Annotated in this window: 15 protein-coding genes; 2 read left to right on the forward strand and 13 right to left on the reverse strand. The window is 66.4% G+C overall.

Translation table 11 applies throughout. From position 1 onward, the window contains the following. Window positions 1-166: 166 nt before the first annotated feature. The 5 genes from fucP to ACYP33_RS18475 form a co-directional block, all read right to left on the reverse strand. Complete coding sequence (fucP, locus tag ACYP33_RS18455) at window positions 167-1,414, reverse strand: L-fucose:H+ symporter permease (protein ID WP_459623199.1); 1,248 nt, start codon at window positions 1,412-1,414, stop codon at window positions 167-169. 63 nt (window positions 1,415-1,477) lie between these two features. Continuing rightward, on the reverse strand, window positions 1,478-1,816 hold the full coding sequence (locus ACYP33_RS18460; RefSeq protein WP_414445120.1) for an L-rhamnose mutarotase: 339 nt from the start codon (window positions 1,814-1,816) through the stop codon (window positions 1,478-1,480). 30 nt (window positions 1,817-1,846) lie between these two features. Beyond that, entirely contained in the window at window positions 1,847-2,623 is a 777-nt protein-coding gene (locus ACYP33_RS18465; RefSeq protein ID WP_459623201.1) for an SDR family oxidoreductase, read from the reverse strand. 13 nt (window positions 2,624-2,636) lie between these two features. Continuing rightward, a complete protein-coding gene (locus ACYP33_RS18470) occupies window positions 2,637-3,944 on the reverse strand; it encodes an L-fuconate dehydratase (protein ID WP_459623203.1) in 1,308 nt (435 codons plus the stop codon). Between the two features lie 190 nt (window positions 3,945-4,134). Continuing rightward, a complete protein-coding gene (locus tag ACYP33_RS18475; RefSeq protein WP_459623204.1) occupies window positions 4,135-4,983 on the reverse strand; it encodes an amidohydrolase family protein in 849 nt (282 codons plus the stop codon). Between the two features lie 672 nt (window positions 4,984-5,655). On the opposite strand from ACYP33_RS18475, the gene ACYP33_RS18480 reads away from it, so the two are divergent. Both ACYP33_RS18480 and ACYP33_RS18485 read left to right on the forward strand, forming a co-directional pair. Then, window positions 5,656-7,806 carry a M1 family metallopeptidase gene (locus tag ACYP33_RS18480; RefSeq protein ID WP_459623206.1) on the forward strand — a complete coding sequence of 717 codons (2,151 nt, stop codon included), beginning with the start codon at window positions 5,656-5,658 and terminating at the stop codon, window positions 7,804-7,806. Window positions 7,807-8,492: 686 nt separating this feature from the next. Further along, complete coding sequence (locus ACYP33_RS18485) at window positions 8,493-10,670, forward strand: hypothetical protein (RefSeq protein WP_459623207.1); 2,178 nt, start codon at window positions 8,493-8,495, stop codon at window positions 10,668-10,670. An 86-nt stretch (window positions 10,671-10,756) separates the two neighbouring features. Here ACYP33_RS18485 and hutU read toward each other — a convergent pair whose 3' ends face one another. The 8 genes from hutU to ACYP33_RS18525 all read right to left on the reverse strand — a co-directional run. Then, a complete protein-coding gene (gene hutU / locus ACYP33_RS18490; protein WP_459623209.1) occupies window positions 10,757-12,445 on the reverse strand; it encodes a urocanate hydratase in 1,689 nt (562 codons plus the stop codon). A gap of 261 nt (window positions 12,446-12,706) precedes the next feature. Beyond that, complete coding sequence (gene hutC / locus ACYP33_RS18495; RefSeq protein ID WP_459623211.1) at window positions 12,707-13,444, reverse strand: histidine utilization repressor; 738 nt, start codon at window positions 13,442-13,444, stop codon at window positions 12,707-12,709. A gap of 91 nt (window positions 13,445-13,535) precedes the next feature. Next, window positions 13,536-15,146 carry an HAL/PAL/TAL family ammonia-lyase gene (locus ACYP33_RS18500; protein WP_459623212.1) on the reverse strand — a complete coding sequence of 537 codons (1,611 nt, stop codon included), beginning with the start codon at window positions 15,144-15,146 and terminating at the stop codon, window positions 13,536-13,538. Window positions 15,147-15,212: 66 nt separating this feature from the next. Continuing rightward, window positions 15,213-16,007, reverse strand: coding sequence for an ABC transporter ATP-binding protein (locus ACYP33_RS18505; protein ID WP_414449463.1), 795 nt, complete (start codon window positions 16,005-16,007; stop codon window positions 15,213-15,215). A 26-nt stretch (window positions 16,008-16,033) separates the two neighbouring features. Continuing rightward, the gene (locus tag ACYP33_RS18510) at window positions 16,034-16,777 is read right to left on the reverse strand and encodes an ABC transporter permease (protein ID WP_414445110.1); all 744 of its coding nucleotides are present in this window, start codon (window positions 16,775-16,777) and stop codon (window positions 16,034-16,036) included. Between the two features lie 16 nt (window positions 16,778-16,793). Then, window positions 16,794-17,516 carry an ABC transporter permease gene (locus ACYP33_RS18515; protein ID WP_414445109.1) on the reverse strand — a complete coding sequence of 241 codons (723 nt, stop codon included), beginning with the start codon at window positions 17,514-17,516 and terminating at the stop codon, window positions 16,794-16,796. Between the two features lie 113 nt (window positions 17,517-17,629). Next, a complete protein-coding gene (locus ACYP33_RS18520) occupies window positions 17,630-18,478 on the reverse strand; it encodes a transporter substrate-binding domain-containing protein (protein WP_414449465.1) in 849 nt (282 codons plus the stop codon). 260 nt (window positions 18,479-18,738) lie between these two features. After that, the coding region (locus ACYP33_RS18525; RefSeq protein ID WP_459623216.1) for a LysR substrate-binding domain-containing protein at window positions 18,739-19,503 on the reverse strand (765 nt) is incomplete at its 5' end.

Raw genomic sequence — 19,503 nt, forward strand, 5'->3', positions numbered from 1 at the left:
GCCGTTGCCGTTCAGGCAACGACCGCGAGCCAGATGCCGATTCTAATACGTCCGCGCCGCCGGGCCGCCGCCGCTGCGGCGCCGGGCGCGCGCGACGCCGTGTATTGGGCCGGGGCCAGCGGCCCGCGCGCAGCCGGACCATGCGCGCTCGCCCCGCCCCACGCGCTCAGGCATCCACCACGCGGCTGCCGCGCCAGCCATACCACGCGACGATCGCGAAGCACACCAGCGGCAGCGCGTAGGCGATGCTCACGCCCGAGGTATCGGCCACCCGGCCCATCGCGTAGGGCATGATCGCGCCGCCGACGATCGACATCACCTGATACGACGCGCCGCGCTTGGTGTGCGGCCCGAGATCCTTGACGCCGAGCGCGAAGATGGTCGGGAACATGATCGACATGAAGAAGAACACGCCGATCAGCGCCAGCACCGACACCACCGGAATGCCGGCCAGCACCACCGCCGTCAGCACCACGTTGGCGAGCGCATAGACGGTCAGCATCGCGGCGGGCGACACCTTCGCCATCACGGCCGTGCTGATGAAGCGCCCCGCCATGAACAGCAGCAACGCCACCGACAGCATGAACGAGGCGCGCTGCGCCGTGAGATCGGGCCAGTGGACGATCGCGTAGTTGATGAAGAACGCGCCCACGCCCACCTGCGCGGCCACGTAGAAGAACTGCGCGACGATCCCGCCGACGAAGTGCGGCCGCGACCAGACCGAGGCGCCCGCCGCCCGCTGCGCCGGCGAGGCCGCGCGGCGGATGTCGGGCATCGGGGTGCGCGCGATCAGCAGCGCCAGCAACACCACCACCACGGCGATCGCCACGTAGGTGATCCGCACCGAGCCCAGCCCTTCGCTGGCCACCTGCGGCGCGGCCGACGCGCGGAAGAAGAACGCACCGCCGATCAGCGGCCCGAGAAAGCTGCCGAGGCCATTGAAGGACTGCGAAAGATTGAGCCGCCGCTCGGCCGTCTCGGGCGTGCCGAGCTCGGTCACGTACGGGTTGGCGGCCGTCTCCAGGCAGCCGAGGCCCGAGGCGATCACGAACAGCGCGAACAGGAAGAACGGGAAGCTCGCCACCGACGAGGCCGGAATGAACAGCAGCGCGCCGATCGCGTAGAGCGCCAGGCCCAGCAGGATGCCGCGCTTGTAGCCGAAGCGCTCCATCAGCATCGCGGCCGGAATCGCCATCACGAAATACGCGCCGAAATACGCGCCCTGCAACAGGCCCGACTGCGCCTTGCTGACGTGCAGCACGTCCTGAAAATGCTTGTTCAGCACGTCGAGCAAACCGTACGACAGCCCCCACATGAAAAAGAGGCTGGTCACCAAAATGAACGCCGTGCGCCAGTCGCGCGAACGTTCGGCCGTGCCGGCCGGCGCCAAGCCGGCTCCCGATGCCTGTTGCATGATTCCTGTCTCCTTCCGTGTCAGTCTCGATGTGCTGTTACGGGGTGCCGTCGCCGGCTGTCGTCATTGCCCGGCCAGATCGAAAACGCGCGCCATCGGCGTCCATTTGGTTCCGGCCGGGGTCCACGGGGTCGGCTGCTGGAACGTGCCCATCAGCGTCTCCCACTCCACTACCTTCGGGTCGGCAAGGCTCGCCGCCGCCATGCGGGCAGCGTCGAACACCGCGTCGTCCGTTTCCATCACCATCGTCAGGCGGTTGCCGATCCGCCAGATTTCCATCTCGCGCACGCCCTGCCCGCGCAGGTGCGCGGCGATCTCCGGCCAGATCCGCGCGTGATGCGCCTCGTAGCGCGCGATCGATTCGGGATCGTCCTTCAGGTCCAGCGCCAGGCAGTGCCGCATCGTCATGTCTCCTTGTGTGTGGGGCCGCCCTCAGCCGAGCGCGCGATCCAGGTGCGTGTAGCCGCCGTCGACGAACAGCCACTGGCCGGTGGTGTGCGAGGCGCGCGGCGACAGCAGGAACACGGCGGTCGAGGCGATCTCGGCGGGCATGGTCATGCGCTTGCCGAACGGGATGCGCTGCGTGATCGCGTCGAGCTTGGCGGCCGGATCGTCGAAGCTGCCGAGCCAGGTTTCGTAGAGCGGCGTCATCACCTCGGCCGGCACCACGGCGTTCACGCGCACGCCGTCGGCGGCCAGCGACGCGGCCCATTCGCGCGTGAGCGACAGCACCGCGCCCTTGGCCGCGCAGTAGCCGCTGGTGCCGCCCTGCCCGGTCAGCGCCGTCTTCGACGAGATGTTGACGATCGCGCCGCGGCTCGCCTTCAGGTGCGGCTCGCAGTAGTGCGCCATCGCGTAGTAATGCACCAGGTTGCGTTCGAGCGAGGCCACGAACGCCGCGCGGCCCGCGCCCAGGCCCACGCCGTCGTTCGCGCCGGCGTTGTTGACAAGGCCGTCGATGCGGCCGAATTCGGCGATTGCCGTGTCGACGGCCGCGCGGCATTGCGCGTCGTCGAGCAGGTCGGTGCGCAAAAAGCGCGTGCGCGGCTGGCGATCGCGCAACCGCGAGGCGAACGCCTCGTCGGGCGGGTTGCGATCGAGCACGACCGGAATCGCGCCCTCGGCCGCCACGGCCTCGGTGATCGCGCCGCCGATGCCGGACACGCCACCCGTGATCAACACCACCTTGCCATCGAGATCGAGATGCATGTCGTTATCTCCTTCAGGCCAGCGCGTCGGCCGGCTGCGCCTGCGCGCCGCGGAACCGGTAGCGTTCGAGCGATTCGGGCTTCATGGTGATCGAGAAGCCCGGCGCGGCGGGCGGCAGGTAGGCCGCGTCGCGAATCACGCACGGATCGACGAAATGCTCGTGCAGGTGATCGACGTACTCGATCACGCGCCCCTCGCGGGTGCCGGCGATGCACACGTAATCGATCATCGACAGATGCTGCACGTACTCGCACAGCCCCACCCCGCCCGCGTGCGGGCACACCGGGAGGCCGTACTTGGCGGCCATCAGCATCACGGCCAGGATTTCGTTGACGCCGCCGAGCCGGCACGCGTCGATCTGCACCACGTCGATCGCGCCGCGCATGATGAACTGCTTGAACAGCACGCGGTTCTGGCACATCTCGCCGGTGGCCACCTGCACCGGGCCGATCGCCTCGCGGATCTTGCGATGGCCTTCCACGTCGTCCGGGCTGGTCGGCTCCTCGATGAACCACGGCTTGGCGAACGCCAGCTCGCGCACCCAATCGATCGCCTCGTCCACTTCCCACACCTGGTTGGCGTCGATCATCAGCTTGCGATCCGGGCCGATCACCTCGCGCGCGATCGTCACGCGGCGGATGTCGTCCTCCAGGTTCGCGCCCACCTTGAGCTTGACGTGATCGAAGCCGGCCTCCACCGCCTCGCGGCACAGGCGGCGCAGCTTGTCGTCGCTGTAGCCGAGCCAGCCGGCCGAGGTCGTGTAGCACGGGTAGCCCTCGCGCCGCAGCGTCTCGATCCGCTCGGCCTTGCCGGGCGCCTGGCGCTCCAGCAGTTGCAGCGCGTCCTGCTCGGTCAGGCAATCGCCGAGGTAGCGGAAATCGATGCAGCGCACCAGTTGCGCCGGCGTCATCTCGGCCACCAACTGCCACAGCGGCTTGCCCTCGGCCTTGGCCCACAGGTCCCACGCGGCGTTGACCACCGCGCCGGTGGCGAGGTGGATCGCGCCCTTGTCCGGGCCGATCCAGCGCAGTTGGCTGTCGGACGTGACGTGCCGCCAGAAGCGGCCCATGTCCTCGCGAATCCAGTCGAGATCGAGGCCCACCACCAGGTGGCGCATGGCTTCGATGGCCGCGCAGCAGATCTCGTTGCCGCGCCCGATCGTAAACGTCAGGCCGTGGCCCTCGAGGCCCGGGCGATCGGTTTCGAGGATCACGTAGGCGGCCGAGTAATCGGGATCGGGGTTCATCGCATCGGAGCCATCGAGCCGTTGCGAGGTCGGGAAACGCACGTCGAGGACGCGCATCGAGCGAATGATCGTCATGGTCGGTTGTCTTGTTTCGTGTTGCGTACTGCCGGGTTTCGAGAGGGCGAACGGCGCGGCCGGCGTGCCGGCATCGCGCTTATTGGTTTAATGGTCCAACCAATTTGATGGTCATCATACGTCGGTTGCCGGGCCGCGTCACGCCATCCGCGCTGCGGGTTTTCCCTCGGCGGCCTGCGCCGCCGGGGCTTCAGCCGATGCGGTAAAAGCGTTGCGCGGTGCCGCCGAAGATCGCGTCGAGCGCGGTCGCGTCCTCGCCGAACAGGCGTGTGCAATGGCGGTGGCAGGTGTCGAACCAATCGGCGTAGCCGCCATGCGCCGACGCGAGCCGCAGCACCGGCCAGTCGCTGCCCCACATCAGGCGCTCGGGGCCGAACAGCGAGGCGGCCGCATCGATGAACGCGCCGATCTGTTGCGCGCTGGTGTGTGCATCGGCCTCGGTCCAGAGGCCCGAGAGCTTGCAGAACACGTTCGGCAATTGCGCGAGCCGCGCCATCGCGTCGTGCCACGGCGCGAGTTCGCCGCGTGCGATCGGCGGCTTGGCCGCGTGATCGATCACGATCGGCAGCGCGCGATGGCGGCTCGCGAACACATGCAGCGCATCGAGTTGCGCGGGCGTGACGAGCGCGTCGAAACGCAGGTCGTGCGCGAGCATCGCCGCGACTGCAGGCGCGAGCGCGTCGTCGTCGATCCAGCGGTCGTCGAGCGCTTGCAGCATCGGGCGCAGGCCGCGAAATTTCGGTTCGGCGGCGAACGTGGCGATATGCGCGGGCGCGTCGGGCGCTTTCATGTCGACCCAGCCGACCACGGCCTTTACGCTTGGCGTGGCGTCGGCGAGCGCGAGCAGTTCGCGCGTGTCGTCGAGCGTCGGCAGCGACTGCACGAGCACGGTGCCGTCCATCTGCCTTTCATGTAAGTGCGGCGCGAGATCGGCCGGCCCGAAATCGCGATGAATCGGTGCGAGGCTCGGCGGCGGCCACTCGCCTTCGCGCGCGGCGATTCGCCAGTAATGCTGATGGGCGTCAAGACGCAAGGGCATCGATCGCGTTCCTTATGGGTGATGTCGTGAATCCAGGGGTGGCCGAGCCGTGGCCGCCCATCGGACCAAAGGTCCAACCAATCCAGTGAAGATCGACGAGGCCGGCAGGCCTGACCATTCGGGCTAACCCGGATTCGTCCGAGGACGCCGCCGATTCAATCCGGAATCAGCAGTTTTTTCATGCTTCGCATCTCATTCGGCAATAAATTCATCCTGAATTATTTCACCAAACTTTTTTAACCATTACAAAAAATTACGCTGTATATTCAGCCTCGGATTGGATTGTCAGGCAGTTGTTCAGAGATTGTCGGCAAGCCTTCCATTTGAACCGTCCGGATCAAACCGTCAGGCCTCCGGATCAATTCGTCATTGGCAGAAAAGATCGCGCGGCGCGTCCATTGCCGCGTGAAAACGCATGGCCACGCCATGCTTACCCGCGTACGAATCGGCGCCATAGAGCGCGGATCGTTGCTGCTCGCTTGATAAACAACAGGGCCTTCAGACATGCAGAACTTTACTTAAAAGCGCCAGCGCTTTAGCCGGCGCTTCCCCGCGTTTCATTCAAACCTCGATGCCATTTCATTTCGCTGCGAAATACCGGCGACGGCATGTTATTGCCCGCGGCATTTCAACCAGCCATTCACCGTTCATTCCACTTTCAAAGGAATCGGTATGGAAATCACGCTTCGCCATTTTCGTCATTTCCGCCTGCTGCCGCTCGTGGCCGCGCTCGCCCTGGCCGCCTGCGGCGGCGACGACGGCGGCTCCGGTTCGGCCGTCTCGTTCGGCGCCGTCGGCAACCAGACGGCCAATACCACCGCGCCCGTCGCACCAGCCGCGAACCGCAGCACCGCCCCCGTCGAAATGCCCGACACGGTGGTGCCGGTCAATTACCGGCTGTGGTTCCGCCCGAGCGCGGCGCTCGACCAGTTCCAGGGCCGCGCCGACGTCGAGATCAACGTGCTGAAGCCGGTGGACGCGATCGTGGTGGCCGCGCACCGGCTGCAGTTCACCAACGGCCGCATCACGCTGCAGCCGGGCAACATCCAATTGATCGCCACGCCGCAGGGCCAGGGCGATTACGTGCAACTGCGCCCGGCCAGCGGCACGATCGCGCGCGGCAGCTATTCGTTGCACATGGAATGGCAGGGCATCATCAATTTCGATACGCACGGCGATCCGACCAAGGGCACGGTGGGCAGTTGCGACAACGATCCGTACCCGGGCTGCTCGGCCGCCGAGGGCATGTTCCGCGTCGATCTGGTGGGCACCGACGGCACCAGCAGCGGCGCGGTGCTCACGCAGGGCGAATCGGATCTGTCGCGGCAGTGGTTCCCGGGCTGGGACGAGCCGGCGTTCCGCCCGACCTACGAGGTGTCGGCCGAGGTGCCGCAGGAATGGCGCGTGGTGTCGAACGCGGCCGAGAAGCCGGCGTCGAACGTGGGCGGCGGCTACAAGCTGGTGTCGTTCGACAAGACGCCGCCGATGCCGTCCTACCTGGTGTTCTTCGGCGGCGGGCGCTTCGACGTGCTGGAAGACGACTTCACGAGCCCGCTGCCCGACGGCCGGGGCATGCACCTGCGGATCTTCACGCCGCCGGGCATGAGCGAATGGGCCAAGCCGGCGATGCAGGAAACCAAGCAGGCGCTCGACTACTACTACCGCTATACCGGCATCCCGCTGCCGCTGACCAAGTTCGACACGGTGGCGGCCAACGACAAGTTCAAGGCGCAGAAGGACCTGAACTTCGGCGGCATGGAGAACTGGGGGGCCATCCTCGAATTCGCCGACGACATCCTGCCGAAGCCCGGCACGACGATGTCGAAGTACGGCATGGAAGTGCTCACGCACGAGGCCTCGCATCAATGGTTCGGCGACCTGGTCACGCTCGACTGGTGGGATGACGTTTGGCTGAACGAATCGTTCGCCACGTACTTCGAAACCCGCACCTCGATCCAGTTCCACCCCGACCGCTTCAGTTGGGTGCAGGACGTGGGCGACAAGGCGGCCGTGATCCGCGCCGACATCGGCCCGAATGCGTTCCCGGTGCAGCCGAACTTCAACGCGTTCGGCTCGAACGACTTCGTGGTGAACGCGGGCGCGTTCGTCTACAACAAGGGCGGCCACGTGCTGAAGATGCTGGAGGGCTATCTCGGCGACGACGTGATGCGCAAGGGCCTGCAACAGTATCTGGCCGACTATTCGTTCGGCAACGGCACGCCGCAGCGGCTGTGGGATGCGCTGTCGAACGCCAGCGGCCAGAAGGTCGGCCCGATCGGCGACAGCTTCGTGCGCCAGACCGGCGTGCCGCTGCTCACGCTCGACGCGCAATGCGATCTGACCAAGAACCAGAACGTCGTGACGATCAAACAGGCGCCGTTCCCGAACACCAATGCGTATCCGGGCACGCAGTGGACGGTGCCGGTCACGCTGGCCTATGGCGACGGCCTGATCAAGCGCACCACGCTCGCGCTGAAGGACACGCAGGCGCAGGTGCGGCTCGACGGCTGTTCGGCCGTGCTCGCGAACCCGAGCGGCTTCGACTACTACGTGACGAACTACAGCGATTCGGCCTGGAGCGCGTTGCTGCCGCAACTGTCGAAAACCACCGACCCGGTGCTGCTGACCAACCTGCGCAACGACGCGAACCTGCTGGTCTCGAAGCAGCTCGCGCCGGCCTCGCGCACCGCTGCGCTCAGCTCGATCACGCCGCCGGCCGCGGTCGCCCTGCGGCAGTTGGCGGTGGGCGAATCGGTGGTGCGCCAGACGCGTCCGGTGCTGCGCTACAACGGCAAGTTCGTGGCGCGCAAGCGTAGCGAATAAGCGCTGGCGGCCTCGCGGCCGCGATCCGTTCGCAATGCGTTGGCCCCTCGTCGGCATGCGTGCCGGCGAGGGGCTTTTTCATGATGACGCGTGGCGCCGCACCGCGTGGCCAATGGCGGCGTTCCGTCATCCGACCTCCTCGCTCTCGCGCCATCCGCCCCGGCGAACCTCGTCGGCACCGCCCCGCCCAGCAATGATGACGACGTCTGGTTATCCCCGACAGGCATCCTGCGTTCTACGAGATAGGATATCCGACAACAAATTGGTAAGCCTGCAGTCAGTCGTCCGTCACCGTGCCCGAACGGACGACAGCCCGCCCCGCCATACGACCGCTGTGGCGAAACGGCCGGCGTTTGACGACGTATCAGAATCTTGCGAATCCGCAATCGAGGGGGAGATGGATCGCGATGCCGCCCACAACGCGCGCGTCGGCCGATGCCTTTCCATGTTGTCCGATAACTGATGATTTAAAACCCTGCACGCTGGCACGACCGGTTTCCGACCGGCCGTCGATTGCTGCTGCCTGGCCGCGACCGTTTCCGAAACGCCGTCGCGGGGAACCGTTCGTCCCGCATCGGGCCGCATCGGGCAGCACGCGCTGCCGGCATCACGAGGAGGTCGCACATGGATTGACGCTCGCCGCGCAATTGTTTCGTACACCACAACATTAAAACGATGGAGATACCATGCTTTCGATAACACGGACGCGATCCGCACTCGCCGTCAGCACCGCCGTTGCCCTGCTCGCCCTTGCCGCCTGCGGCGGCGAAACCAGCACCCCACCCGCATCGGGCTCAGGCGGTTCGACCGGCCAGGGCAACGTGTCCACGCTGGCCACCTCGCTGCAGGGCATCGTGTACGGCACGGCCACCACCTCGGTGCCGAGCGGCGCGAACGTGCCGATCACGATGATGGGCCAGATGCGTGCGCTGTTCGACCGGATCAAGGCCGCGCCCGATTTCACGCAGGTGGTGATGGACCTCGGCGACGGCAGCCCCGTGCACGTGCTCGACACCAACACCGGCGACAAATTCCTGCCCGGCAAGCTCGCGCTCGGCCTGTCGTGGATTTTGATCGACATGAAGTCGAAGAACGATCCGCAGTACGCCGATTACCTGGCCGCCTACCAGAAGGTGACCACGGCCATGATGGCCATGAACGGCAGCAACTATCTGTATGCGAACACGTCCTGGGGCGAGTACTACTACCTGGTCGCGCTGAACAACTTCCAGGCGCACGGCATGCTAGACGAGGTGTTCAGCAGCACGATGCAGGCCACGCTCCAGCAGCGCCTGATGTTCTGCGACATGTTCGGCGCCGACGCCAGCGGCAAGACCAACACCTGCCCGGCCAGCGGCACGCCGATCGACATCGCCTCGCTCAATACTGCTCAGAACTACTACGCGGTGTCGTACGGCATCGCCGGCCTGCGTCAGAAGCTCGGCTGGAGCAGTCCGAGCTTTTCTTCGAAGACGGATGCGAGCGTGGCCGCCATGAACGCGCGCGACGCCCTGCTTTACACGCTGACCAACCATATCCGCAACGATTCGTCGGGCGGATTTTCCGACGAGGCGTCGAACACCAGCAAGACCTACTACGATCAGGCGCGCTTCGACCGCTACAGCACGCTGCTGATCGGCGAGGTGACGGAGCGCACGTTCGAGATGGGCAACGAGGCGAACCTGACGCCCGAGTTGAAGGGCTACTTGCGCAAGTCGGTGGACCTGATCCTGCCGCAGCTCAATACCGACGGCGAAGGCTTCAACTACGGCCGCTCGATCGGCCCGTACGGCGATTCGGCGTTCATGGAGGTGCTGACGGCGGCGGCCAATGCCGGCGTGCTGACCGATGCCGAGAAGCAGGCCGCCTACGCGTATATCTACCGCGCCGCGCTGCGTTTCGAGAACTACTGGTACGACCCGACGCTGCCCACGCCGTCGGTCAACATGTGGGTCAAGGGGCGCGGCACCGATACCTATCGCGGCAAGCCGCGCGCGATGGGCGAGAACTTCAGCCTGCTGCACCAGTATCTGTATGTGAACGCGTGGTGGAACAAGCTCGGCTTCGGCGCGGCCGCGCCGCTGACCGACACGCAGTTCCAGTCCTGGCTCGACAGCACCCAGCCGCACGTCAAGCTGACCTGGTACAACCAGCCGACCGATACCGCGCACCCGTACAGCGCGGCGCTCGTGACGGTGCGCGACGGCAAGCGCGTGATCAACCTGAACCTGAGCCAGGCGCCCGACTACAACTCGTTCACGCCGTACTACCCGGTGCCGTTCTCCGACAAGCTGATCTACGGCACCACCGATCTGGCCTACGCGCTGCTGATCCCGCAGGTCAGCTACAACGGCAAGACCTACCAGCCGGTCACGTACTACCAGAACCTCAACGTGCAGGAGAGCAACGGCCAGGTGGTCGTGAGCTTCGACACGACGAAGTTCCGCGTGGCGTCGAAGAACGCCGCCGCGTCGACCGACCTGGATTTGCAGACGCATACGGTGCTCACGTTCGCGCACGGCTCGATCTCGCGCACCGACACGCTCGGTTCGGCCACGCTGACCGGCAACCTGGCGGTGGAAACCGATTACACGGCGTTCAACGATCTGGCGAGCACCACGGCGAACGCGGACGGCGTATCGGTCAATTACGGCAACGGCGCGGCCACCGGTTATGCAACCACGGGCTTCTCGAGCTGCGCGCTGTCCGACTTCAGCACGGCGAACAACGCGACCAATCCGCTGTCGACCACGCCGATCGGGCAGTTGCACTCGAAGTTCGCCTGCACGACGCAGCCGTTCACGCTCGGCTCGGGGCAGAGCCGCACGTTGAGTTGGACGCTGAAGTACGCCGACCCGGCTTGATGAGCGGGATGGTGGTGTAAAGGAAAAACGCGACGCCGAAGTGGGCGTCGCGTTTTTTATGAACTCGGCGTTTTGCTTATGGCACGTTATCGGCCCAGCATCGGCAGCTTCAAGCCGGCCTCGCGCGCCGTGTCGCGCGCGAGTTCGTAGCCGGCGTCGGCATGCCGCATCACGCCCGTGGCCGGATCGTTGAACAGCACGCGGCCGAGGCGCTCGTGCGCGGCATCGGTGCCGTCGGCCACGATCACCACGCCCGAATGCTGCGAGAAGCCCATGCCCACGCCGCCGCCGTGATGCAGCGACACCCACGACGCACCGCCCGCCGTGTTGAGCAGCGCGTTCAGCAGCGGCCAATCGCTGACCGCATCCGAGCCGTCCTTCATCGCTTCGGTTTCGCGGTTCGGGCTGGCCACCGAGCCGGTATCGAGGTGATCGCGGCCGATCACGATCGGCGCCTTCAGCTCGCCGTTCTTCACCATCTCGTTGAACGCCTGGCCGAGACGATAGCGATCCTTCACGCCCACCCAGCAGATCCGCGCCGGCAGGCCCTGGAACGCGATGCGCTCACGCGCCATGTCGAGCCAGTTGTGCAGATGCGGATCGTCGGGGATCAGTTCCTTGACCTTCGCGTCCGTCTTGTAGATATCCTCGGGATCGCCCGACAGCGCGACCCAGCGGAACGGCCCCTTGCCTTCGCAGAACAGCGGGCGGATATAGGCCGGCACGAAGCCCGGGAAGTCGAACGCGTCCTTCACGCCCATGTCGAGCGCCATCTGGCGGATGTTGTTGCCGTAATCGAGCGTGGCCGCGCCGCGCGCCTGCAAGGTCAGCATCGCCTGCACCTGCTTGGCCATCGATTGCTTGGCCGGCAGCACGATGCTTTGCGGATCGACCTTCTGCGCCTCGCGCCATTGCTCGACGCCCCAGCCTTGCGGCAGGTAGCCGTTGATCGGATCGTGCGCGCTGGTCTGGTCGGTCACGCAATCGGGCACGATGCCGCGCTCCACCACTTCGGCGAACACGTCGGCCGCGTTGCCGAGCAGGCCGATCGACACCGGCTTGCCGGCGCGCTTGGCCTCGTCGAGCATGGCCAGCGCTTCGTCGAGCGTGGTGGCCTTCTTGTCGACGTAGCGCGTCTTCAGGCGGAAATCGATGCGCGACTCGTCGCATTCCACGGCCAGCATCGAGAAGCCGGCCATGGTGGCCGCCAGCGGCTGCGCGCCGCCCATGCCGCCGAGGCCGCCCGTCAGAATCCAGCGGCCCGACGGATCGCCGTTGAAATGCTGGTTCGCCACCGAAAAGAAGGTTTCGTAGGTGCCCTGAACGATGCCCTGGCTGCCGATGTAGATCCAGCTTCCGGCCGTCATCTGGCCGTACATCATCAGGCCCTTGCGATCGAGTTCGTTGAAGTGATCCCAGGTGGCCCAGTGCGGCACGAGGTTCGAATTGGCGAGCAGCACGCGCGGCGCGTCGGCGTGGGTGCGGAACACGCCCACCGGCTTGCCCGATTGGATCAGCAGCGTTTCGTTGTCCTCCAGATCCTTGAGCGAGGCCAGGATCTGGTCGAAGCAATCCCAGTTGCGCGCGGCGCGACCGATGCCGCCATACACCACCAGCGCATGCGGATGCTCGGCCACTTCGGGATCGAGATTGTTCTGCAACATGCGATAGGCCGCCTCGGCCAGCCAGGTCTTGCAAGTCTTCTCGCTGCCGCGCGGCGCGCGAATCACGCGGGTCGGATCGAGACGCGGATCGATATGCTTCGGATGGTTCATGACGGCCCCAGGAAGGAAAGAAGGAATGGCCTGAGTCTATCCGCCTCATGTTGTCTAGACAACTCGTTTTCAATAAAAAACGACGGGTTCGGCCGCCACTCGGTGTTTATCCCGATACGGCATCGGGTCCTTTAAAAACGACATGAAATGAAAACGAACGACATCGTCGCACCCGGCACCACGGAGCGATCCTGTCTAGTCAAGCAGAGAAGAAAAGCCAAGGCGCGCCACGAACGGGCGCGCGCGATCAGACCCCGGCGCTCAGACGCTTCCGGCCAGATGAAACCGCGAGGCGGGATGCCAGAGCTGCACCGAGGTGGCGACGGATTCGCCCACCCACGTGCGCCGCCACATCATCAGGCACGGCTCGCCGATCTCCATCGCGAGATGGCGGCGCACCGGCGCGTCGGGCTTCTGCGCGTAGATGCGGAAATCGGCGCGCTGGATCGGCGCGAGCTGCACCATGTAGTGGTTCGGCGTCTCGGCCGTGAAGTCCTGCTCCAGATAATGCGGAAACACTTGCGGATTGACGAAGCGATCCTCGTACTGGATCGGCTCGCCTTCCTCGCAGTGCACGATCAGCGAATGAAACACCGGCCCCTTGACCAGGTTGAGGGCGGCCAATGCTTCCGGGTCCTGGCTGATTTCGAGCGCGAGCACCCTGGCCGTGTGCCGATGCCCACGCGAGACGATTTCATCGGCGATGTTGCGGATGTCGAGCACGGTCGATTCGATGTCGCGCGGCGCGACGAAAGTGCCCGAGCCCTGCACGCGCTTGAGCACGCGGTCGGCCGTCAACTCGCGCAGCGCGCGCGACACGGTCATGCGCGCCACGCCGAACTCCTTCACCAGTTCGGTTTCGGACGGAATCATGTCGCCCGGCTTCCAGGTGCCGTTCTCGATATGGCCGATCACGTAGCGCTTGATCTGCTCGTAGGCGGGTGCCAGCTTGCGCGCGGCCTGGGGCGGCGCTGCATCGTCCACTGCGTTGGTTGTCATCGTTATTCTCGACTTCTTTCGTGAAGGGCCATCGGCCAGCCCTGCCCCGCGCGGCTCATTACGCTGCTTATTACACGGCTTGCCACGCTCATCAGCCGCCGACCGCGGCCGGCAGCACGTCGTTGGCCGAGGCCACCGGGCCGCCCGCCACCGAGGGCGCCGCGTCGTGCATCAGGGTGCCGTCCACCGGCCGCACCTTCACGGGATCGGGCAGCGGCGGCGGCGCGTCATGCGCGATCAGCCCGAAGGCCAGCGTGATGTCGTCGGCCAATGGCCGATCGTCGCGATAGGTCGCCACGTCGTGGCGAATCCGTGTGTAGAGCGCGTCCGTGTACACGGCACGCGGCGCTTCGACCGGCTGCAGGTCGTAGGCCTGCGCGGCCGCGAGCAATTCTATCCCAAGTATCCGGCAGCTATTTTCGATCACCAGCAGCGCTTTGAGCGCGGCCGGCGTGGCATGACACAGGTGATCTTCCTGCAGGCCCGATGTCACGCCGCCGTCCAGGCTGGCCGGCGCGGCTTCGCGGCGATTGTGCGCCACCAGCGATGCTGCGGTGTACTGAGCGATCATGAAACCCGAACGCGTGCCGCTCGCATGTGCGAGGAACGCCGGCAACCCGCTGACGAGCGGATTGACGAGCCGATCGATGCGCCGCTCGGCCATCGCCGCCACCTGCGCGACGGCCACGGCCAGGCTGTCCATCGCCAGCGCGATCGACGCGCCCACCGCATGCGCCTGCGAATAGACGCGCGGGGCATCGGGCGTGCCCGTCACGATCGGGTTGTCGGTGGTGGACGCCAGCTCGCGATCGACCACCTCGCCGGTGGCCGCCAGCACGTCGCGCGCCGCGCCGTGCACATGCGGAATGGTGCGCAGGCTGAGTGGGTCCTGCGTGCGCCGGCCGAGCGCGGCGGCCAGCAGGCCGCTGCCTTCCAGCGCCGCGCGCATGCGCTGGCCCACCCGTGCGAGCCCCGGCGACACGCGAAACGCGAGCGAATCGGCATCGAACGCGGCCATCTGGCCACCGAGGTTTTCGAAGCTCATGGCCGAGACCGCATCGGCCCAGTCGAGCAGCCGCCCGGCGCGTTGCAGCGCGAGCGCGGCCAGCCCGGTCACGCACGGCGTGCCGTTGACGAGGCTCAGGCCTTCCTTCGCTTCGAGCGACAGCGGCGCGAAACCGAGCCGCTGCAAGGCGTCCGCGCCCGTCAGCCGTTCGCCGTGCCAGTGCGCGTGGCCCGCGCCGACGCACACGAGTGCGATATGCGCCATGTGGCTCAGGTAGCCGACCGAGCCGTTGGCCGGCACTTCGGGCAGGCAATCGGCATCGAGCAAGGCCACGAGCCGCTCGACCACTTCGAGCCGCACGCCCGAATGCCCGTGCGCGAAGTTGTTGATCGCGGCGGCCATGATCGCGCGCGTTTCCTCGCGCCCGAGCGGCGCGCCCACGCCGACCGCGTGACTCATCAGGATGTTGTGCGACAGATCGTGCTGATCGGCCGGCGACACCACCACGTCGCACAACGCGCCCACGCCCGTGTTCACGCCGTAGGCGCGGATGCCGCGCACGACGATCTGCTCGACCAGTTGGCGAGCGGCCATGATGCGCTCACGCGCGGCTTCGGAAAGATGCAGCGGTTCGCCGGCCGCGACGGCGGCGATGTCGTGCCAGTCGAGCGGGCGGTCGGTACGGAGAATGGCCATGATCGTGCGTGCCTGCGGATCGTGCGTTGGAAACGGTTGAACGGTTAACCGGTTGAAACAAGGGGCTCAGTTGTTCGTGTTGCGGTCTTCGTGACCGGACACGAAACGGCGGAAGTGCTCGGATTTGTGTTCGCCGAACACCTCGTCGGGCGTGCCGTCCGAATCCACCTGACCTTGATGCAGGAACATCACGCGGTTCGACACATGGCGCGCGAAGCCCATTTCATGCGTGACGACCAGCATCGTGCGGCCCTCGTCGGCCAGCGCGCGCATCACGCGCAGCACTTCGCCCACCAGTTCGGGATCGAGCGCGGAGGTGGGCTCGTCGAACAGCATGACCTTCGGATGCATGGCCAGCGCGCGGGCGATCGCCACGCGCTGCTGCTGCCCGCCCGACAAGTGCGCCGGATAGTGGCCGCGCCGTTCGCCCAGCCCGACCTTGGCCAGCAGCGCCTCGGCCTCCTCCACCGCTTCGGCGCGGCTGCGCTTGAGCACGCGCATCGGCCCTTCGATGACGTTTTCGAGCACCGTCATGTGCGACCACAGGTTGAAGTTCTGGAACACCATGCCGAGCTGCGAGCGCACGCGATCCACCTGGCGCGGGTCGCCCGGCTGCAGCGTGCCGTCGCGGCGGCGCTTCATCTTCAGTTCCTCGCCGGCCAGCGTGACCGAGCCGTCGTCGGGAATCTCGAGCAGGTTCAGGCAGCGCAGGAACGTGCTCTTGCCCGAGCCGCTCGCGCCGAGGATCGAGATCACGTCGCCTTCGTGCGCGTCGAGCGAGATGCCCTTGAGCACGTGATGCGCGCCGAACGATTTGTGGATGTTGCGGGCGGACAGCGCGACAGGGTTGGCGGATTGCATGCGGTTCTCCAGAGTGAGGCTGCCGGTCACGGCGCGGCGCGGGTTTCGAGCGAGGCGGCGGCGCGCGGCGCCACGGCGGGCGCGGCGCGCAGGTGGCGCGACAGCCGCGTTTCGAGCAGGCCGAGCACGCGCACCACGACGAAATTCAGGAACAGGTAGATCAGCGCCGCACAGACAAACACTTCAGTAGTGCGATAGGTCTGCTGAATGATTTGCTGCGCCACGCCCGTCACTTCCCAGACAGTCACGAGGCTCGCCAGCGCCGTCGATTTGACGAGCAGCACGGCTTCGGTGGAATACGCGGGCAGGCACTGGCGCAGCGCGATCGGGCCGATGATCCGGCGCAGCAGCGAGAAACCCGACAGGCCGATTGCATAGCCGGCCTCGATCTGGCCGACCGGCACGGCCATCAGGCCGCCGCGGATGATTTCGGCCGTATAACCGGCCGTGCACAGCGCCAGCGACAGCACCGCACACACGTACGGCTCGCGCAGCACCGGCCACAGAAAGCTCTCGCGGATCACGCCGAATTCGCCGAGCCCGTAGTAGACGAGGAACATCTGGATCAGCAGCGGCGAGCCGCGAAACACCAGGATATAGCCGCGCGCGAAGCGGTTCGGCAGCCAATGCGGCGACACGCGCATCGTGACGATCACCAGCGACAGCAGCCCGCCCAGCACCAGCGACAGGAAGAACAGGCCCAGCGTGGTCGGCACGGCGGCGATCAGTTGCCGCATCGTGTCGAGCAGGAACGGGAAATCGATATGCATGATGGAAAGCCCCGCGTCAGTTGCGTGCGAAGTTGCGCTTGAACGAGCGGCCGACACGCGCCTCGGCCTTGCCGAAGATGCGGTTCGACACGCCCGTCATCGCCAGATACAGCACGCCGCCCGCCACGAAGAACAGGAAGTAGTCGTGCGTCGAGCCCGCCGCCACCTGAGTGGCGCGCAGCAGCTCGGCCAGGCCGGTGACGGAAATCAGTGCGGAATCCTTGAGGCTCAACTGCCAGACGTTGCCGAGGCCCGGCAACGCGAAGCGCAGCACCTGCGGGATCAGGATGCGGCGCGCGGCGGTCAGGCGCGGCATGCCGATCGCGCGCGCGGCTTCCAGTTCGCCGCGCGAGACGGCCAGCACGGCCGCGCGGTAAACCTCGGCCTGATAGGCGCCCGAGATCATGCCGACCGCCACCGCGCCGATCAGGAACGGCGGCACGCCGACGAAGCCGTCGGCGCCGAACCACTGGCCGATGGTGGTGACCAGCGTCGAGCCGCCGAAATAGAACAGGTAGATCACGAGCAGCTCGGGCACGCCACGAAACACCGTGGTGTAGCAGTCGCCGAGCACGCGCAGAGTGCGAAAGCGCGACAGCTTGGCGGCCGCGATCAGGCCGCCGAACACGGAGCCGATCAGCAGCGCGGAGATGGTCAGCACGACCGTCATCAGCGCGCCGAGCAGCAGCACGCTGCCCCAGCCTTCCGATCCGAAACCGAGCATGGTGATGATTGACATGACGCCCCCAGGCAAATCCGGCTACAGGTGTAACGGGTCAAACAACGGGTCAAACGACCGATGCAACGAAAACGGCGCCGTGGGCAACACGGCGCCGCGACACGGCGAAACGCTCAGGGCGTGACGTCCGTCTTGAACCACTTCATCGACAGGCTCTTGATCGTGCCGTCGGCCTTGGCCGCCGCGATCGCCGCGTCGAACTTGGCCTTCAGGTCGGTATCCGTCTTGCGGAACGCGAGGCCTTCGCCCGGGCCCCAGATCGGACCGGCGACCACCGGGCCGGCCGGCGAGACGTGCGATTTGTCGGCGTTCGCCGTGTAGTAGGTGATGTCGTCGAACGAGGCGTCGATGCGGCCGTTGGCCAGATCGAGGTCACGCTCGGGCGCGCTCTTGTAGACGCGCACCGAGGCGACATCCTTGAAGTTGTTGTTGACGAAGGCCGTGTAGATCGTGCCCGATTGCAGGCCGATAGTCTTGCCCTTCAGTGCCTTGCGCAGCGCTTCGATGGCCGGCGCGTTGCTGCGCGCGTCGTTGTCGAGGCGCAGCGCGGCGGTGTTCGGCGCCGACTTCGGCAGCAGCTTCGGATCGGAGGTGGCGAACGTGGCCGGCGTGGCCGCGTACGGTTGCGACAGCGCGAGGATCTTCTCGCGGTCGGGCGTGATCGAGATCGCATCCATCAGGACATCGAACTTCCCGGCCTGCAGGCCCGGAATCATGCCGTCCCAATCCTGCGTGACCAGGTTGCACTTGAGCTGCGCGTGCGCGCACAGCTTCGCGACCAGCTCGGGCTCGAAGCCGCCCAGCTTGCCGCCCGGCAGCGTCAGGTTCCACGGCGCATAGCTGCCGTCGAGTGCGATTGTGACCGTCTTCCAATCTTTCGCCTGCGCGGCGCCGGCCATCATCGCGGATCCGAACACCGCGCCGATCAACAGCGAAACGAGACGGCTGTGCTTACTCTTCATGTCGACATTCCCCATAGGTTTGGAACTACCAGCCAAGCTAACGAGCGATCTTGTATAGACAAGAATGAGTTAACAAAAACGCATTGGCAAGCAATTTCGCCAAAACGAACGGCGACCTAGGGGATACCCTGAACGCTTTATTCCATATAGGTTTCAGACGAATCAGGATGCGCGATCGCGGTGCATGATTGCGACTTGCCGGGGAATCGATGCTTCGCACCACCAAGTTAACTAGTCAACTTGGTGCGCGCCCGCGAAGCTCACGACAGCCCGCGCGCGATCACGCGCTCGGCGAACGTCTCGACCACGGCCGGCAAGGTCCGGCCACGCCGCTTGATCAGCGCCACGGGCCGCACGAACGCCGGATCGTCGATCGGCCGCGCCACCAGCTCCGGCTCGGCCAGCACCTCGCGCGCCGAGGCCGGCAGGATCGTCAGGCCCAGCCCGCCGCGCACCATCGCCACCGCCGTCATCATATAGGTCGGCTCGCAGGCGATCTCGGGCGCGAGGCCGGCGCCGGCCAGCGCGGCGTCCACCACCGCGCGCACGCTGGTGCCGCGCGCCGTCAGCACCAGCGGCGCGGCCGCCACCTCGGCGGCCGTCACGCTGCGGCGCCTCGCCAGCGGATGATTGCGCGGGCATACCGCCACCAGCCGGTCCGCGCCCGTGTGCAGCACTTCGAGCGCGGGGTCGAGCGCCTCGCCGCCGGTCAGGCCGAGATCGGCCTCCTCGTTGCGCACCAGCGCCTCCACGGCGCTCGCCACGCCGTCGCGGATCTCGAAGCGCGCGCGCGGCACCTGCTCGCGAAACGCGCGGATCAGTTCCGGCAACGCGCTCGCGGCGAACGTCGGCAGGCAGGCGAGGCGCACCGTGCCGGCCGTGCCGTCGCCCAGCGCGCGGGCGTCGCGCAGCACCCGCTCCATGTCGTCGAGCGAGCGCTGCAGCAGCGGCAGCAGCTCGCGCCCGGTTTGCGTCAGCGCGACGCTGCGGCTGTTGCGATCGAACAGCCGCGCGCCGACGGTGTC

Source organism: Burkholderia sp. 3C (genome assembly GCF_054589155.1).